Here is a 3,845-nt window from a genome sequence, read left to right on the forward strand (position 1 = left end):
GATGCAGGTAGACCTTCAGCCCTTCGTCGAACCGGAACACGGCAGCCTCCCGAGCATCTGGACAAGCATCGTCAGTTCATCGAAGTTCGCCTGGCTCAACTCCAAGGAGACGCCGTTTGGTAAGTGCACCTTCAGCGAGAACACCGCAGCCGATTTAGCCGGAGTGGGGGCAGCCGCAGAGGTGACGGCCTGCATAAAGGCTGATTCCTCAGGCACGGAAGCCGTCGACAACTCGACACGAGTCTCTCGTGACGACTCCGTCGCGGAACTGATTATCTCGCCCGCGGCTTGTTCGCGCTGATACTTGGAAATCCACGTCCGAACGAGGTTCGGATTGATGTCGTGTTCCATGGCCGTCCGCGCGATAGACACCCCTGGCTTCAGACACGCCTGTATCAACTCGCGCTTCGCATCCTCGTCGTACTTGCGCCGCCCGTCTCGCTTGAGATCGACCACCAACCGGCTCTGCAAACCTTCGTCTTGCTCGTTCATGCACACCTGTCCACGCTCATTGAACATGGACACGTAGCCTCGGTGAATCAGCCTTGCCGTGCAATGGCGTCCTTCAAAGAGCGCTTACGATTGACCGTTGAGCGGGCGATGAGCATCTCAATTGGTTGTGTGGCTGTGCTTTATGTCCACATGTTGCCCGCACTGCGGCAAGCCTTGGCTGGTCTCGCTCGGCTGTTCGCCTTTGTGTTGTGGGCGGTCGGCCTGATTGTGGTGCTGTACGGCCAGGTCACGTTTGTCCTCGTTTCCCGGCAACACGCCGGCGATCAACGGGTCGCGATGGCTCCGACGATCACTCAGCCATTCCTTAGAGTAACGTCTCCTGGACGTACGTTGACTGAAATTGCCCGAGAAACCTCAAAGGCGAAGGTCGATTTGGCCCGAGTCGAGGCGCGCTCATGTGTTGGCGATTGTCGGTGGCTCAAACTCAGTCGAACGATCCTCGAGACGCAGCTCGCGACACTGGAAACAGAAGCTGGTGAAGCGTGGCGGCACGAAGCCGAGGAGGACCGACATAATCGACTGGTCGACCAAGAAGCAGCGTCACGCGCAGCGTTGCGCGCCGATCCGGTCGCGTCGGAAGTGGCGACGTGGCTTGGTACGACCGAAGGACGACTGGAATTGTTGTTGGCGCTGGCCTGCTCGGTTGTGCTTGAAGGCGCTGCCATCACTGGCTGGATGCTGGTGTCGGTTAGATCGAGTCGCGCTAATAGTCGCGCCGCAGTCATGGCTGGTCGTATCGACGAGTCTTTGGAGCAAAGGGCTGTCGTACCGGAGTCGGGAGTCGCGGCTGACGATCATCCACCGTTGGTTGCCGATCATGACGTGATGTCGGCGGCAGGCGTAACGATCGCTGACGACACCGCTACCGACAGTGAATGCGTCGGTGACGATTTCCGCCTGCTCCGGGAGATTCACAAAGCGGTCGTTGCTGGGCGCCTCAGGCCGACGCAGGCGGCAATTCGTTCGTTTCTGAAGTGTGGGCAATCAAAGGCTAGTCGGTTGAAGCGAGAGTATTTTGTCCAGTTCGGTGGGCAACTCCAACACGGAGGCAGCGCAAATGCACACTAACATTTGGTCGAAGCTCGGGACGAATGGGAACGGTCCAGTCCTTGAGGCAGCAAGCGAGATTCCCGTGTTCCCAATCTTTTGGTTGTGGAAGTTTTGGTTGGCGCGCGGAAAGCTACATCTCCTCGCTGGCCCCCCGTCAACAGGGAAGACAACGCTGGCTCTTGCGATCGCTGCGACGTTGTCGGTCGGTGGTGCATGGCCAGACGGTAGCAGTGCTCCTCGAGGTCGAGTGTTGATCTGGACCTGCGAAGACGGGGTCGAGGATACTTTGATGCCAAGGCTCGCCGCGAGCGGTGCCAATCTCGAGAATGTCTATATCCTGCGGGAAACGAGCGAAAACGGTCGCAGTCGCGCGTTCGATTTTCGTGTCGATCTACCGCGGCTTGCTGCAAAGCTCCAGGAGCTCCGTGATGTTGTTCTTGTCATCATCGATTCGATTGCGCAGATCGTATCCGGCAACTCGAACAGCAACACTCAAGTACGTAAGGATCTTGAACCCGTTGTGGTATTTGCTGAGCAAACCGGCGCCGCAGTTCTAGGCCTCACTCACGTAACCAAAGGATCGAAAAAGAAAGATCCGCTTGAACGCGTGAATGGAAGTATCGCCTTCGGTGCGGTCGCGCGAATAGTGATGATTGTTGCACCGGACGAAAGCGATCGCGCGGGTGATGGTGTGCCGCGCAGCGTAATCGTACGCGCTAAGTCAAACATTGGTCCGACTGACGGCGGTTTGGCATATCACGTGGAGGCAGCCGACATTCCAACGCCTAGAGGAACCGTGGAAAGTTCAAAGATCGTTTGGGATGGGCCATTGGACGGATCGCCCAAGGAAATCCTGAGCGAAGCCTCGGACGGTGCAAGCGTACTGACGAAAGACAGTCGATTACACGAAGCTGGGGACTTTTTGAGCGAGATACTGGCTACCGGTCCGGTGCCAAGCGAGGTTGTCCAAGAGGAGGCGGCGCGAGCTGGATTGTCGTGGGCGACTGTCCGTCGCGCATTTGGCAAGATCGGAGTAAGTAGCGGTCGGCCTATGGGTGAGAAACGCTGGTACTTGTCTTTGAATTGTGGCCGTTCGATGTCGCCCGGAGCGATGGGAACCGCGCATTTCAGTAGCCATCCCGAGCAGTCGCATCAGGCGGTGAGATCGATCTTTGATATAGGTAGTTCGTCTGGTCAGGGCATTGTGCCGTTCCGGGGCGACGTACCGCCGGGTTTGGCAAGCATTGCCGCGCCGGTATCGCACAATGTTGCTCAAGTTGCTCAAGTTGCTCAAGTTGCTCAAGTTGCTCAAGTTGCTCAAGTTGCTCAAGTTGCCCATGTTGAGCAAGACCAGTTCGGGACCGACAACGCGGTATGGGAATATTTCGTTCGCAATTGCGTGAAGGAGTACCGATACCTGCGTCAGCTCAGGGCATACGAGGACGATGATGACGAGCGGCTCGTTCGCGAAGAAGCGATTGATGATGTCCTCAGGGGAGAGAACGTCAGCGATCAGTGGAAAGACGAGATGAAAGAACGACTCATGAAGTTGAACTTCATTGAGCTGGCTGAGCAATCTCGTGACGATAAAATATAGGTGCTCATCTGTAACTTTGGTGAATCCATCAGATCATAAACACTAACTCGACTATCTGATTCGCAAGGGGATACAGGAGCTGGACGTATCGCTCTTGGGATTCCATTGCGCTGTAGTCAGGGGTAAGTTTGGTGATAATTCCGGTTCTTACGTTGTTAGAGACGGTTTCAAAAAGAGCCCGTGGGCCTGTTAACTTTCGCGGCGAGCTGTTAACCTCAGGCATCGGAACAACCGAGGCCGAGGAGATGGGCAAGCCGATCATCGACGACGAATTGTGGACACTGATCGAGCCGTTACTGCCGCCATCCAAGCCGCGGCGCGAGAAGAACCCGGGCCGCCTGCCTGTTTCGAATCGCGCCGCGCTGACCGGCATCTTGTTCGTTCTCGAGACCGGACTACGCTGGCGCGACCTGCCTGCCGAGATGGGTTGCGGCTCGGGCGTGACATGTTGGCGGCGGCTGCGCGACTGGCAGGCGGCCGGCGTGTGGGACCGCTTGCACGAGTTGCTGCTCGCGAAGCTGCGAGCAGCAGACCAGATCGACTTTTCGCGAGCCGCTGTCGATTCGTCATCGATTCGCGCCGTTGGGGCGGGCCAAAAACTGGGCCAAACCCTACCGATCGCGCTCGACCCGGTTCGAAGCACCACATCGTCACCGATGCCAACGGCACGCCGCTTGCCGCGATC

At 57.5% G+C, this 3,845-nt stretch carries 3 protein-coding genes and 1 pseudogene; 3 read left to right on the plus strand and 1 reads right to left on the minus strand.

Going from position 1 to position 3,845, the window contains the following annotated elements; all coding sequences use genetic code 11:
• Positions 1-15: 15 nt before the first annotated feature.
• Positions 16-492, minus strand: a complete 477-nt coding sequence (tnpA, locus tag AC3IFE_RS20965) for an IS66-like element accessory protein TnpA (RefSeq protein ID WP_186102867.1) — start codon at positions 490-492, stop codon at positions 16-18.
• A 108-nt stretch (positions 493-600) separates the two neighbouring features.
• Here tnpA and AC3IFE_RS20970 point away from each other — a divergent pair, with 108 nt between their 5' ends.
• From AC3IFE_RS20970 to AC3IFE_RS20980, 3 genes and pseudogenes are all read left to right on the plus strand, one after another.
• Positions 601-1,581, plus strand: a complete 981-nt coding sequence (locus tag AC3IFE_RS20970; protein ID WP_489191817.1) for a hypothetical protein — start codon at positions 601-603, stop codon at positions 1,579-1,581.
• On the plus strand, positions 1,571-3,160 hold the full coding sequence (locus AC3IFE_RS20975) for an AAA family ATPase (RefSeq protein WP_489191818.1): 1,590 nt from the start codon (positions 1,571-1,573) through the stop codon (positions 3,158-3,160). The genes AC3IFE_RS20970 and AC3IFE_RS20975 overlap by 11 nt, the downstream gene beginning before the upstream one ends.
• A gap of 245 nt (positions 3,161-3,405) precedes the next feature.
• Positions 3,406-3,845: pseudogene (locus AC3IFE_RS20980) on the plus strand (IS5 family transposase); the annotation flags it as partial.

It is taken from the genome of Burkholderia sp. APQ4-4ca (assembly GCF_057837105.1).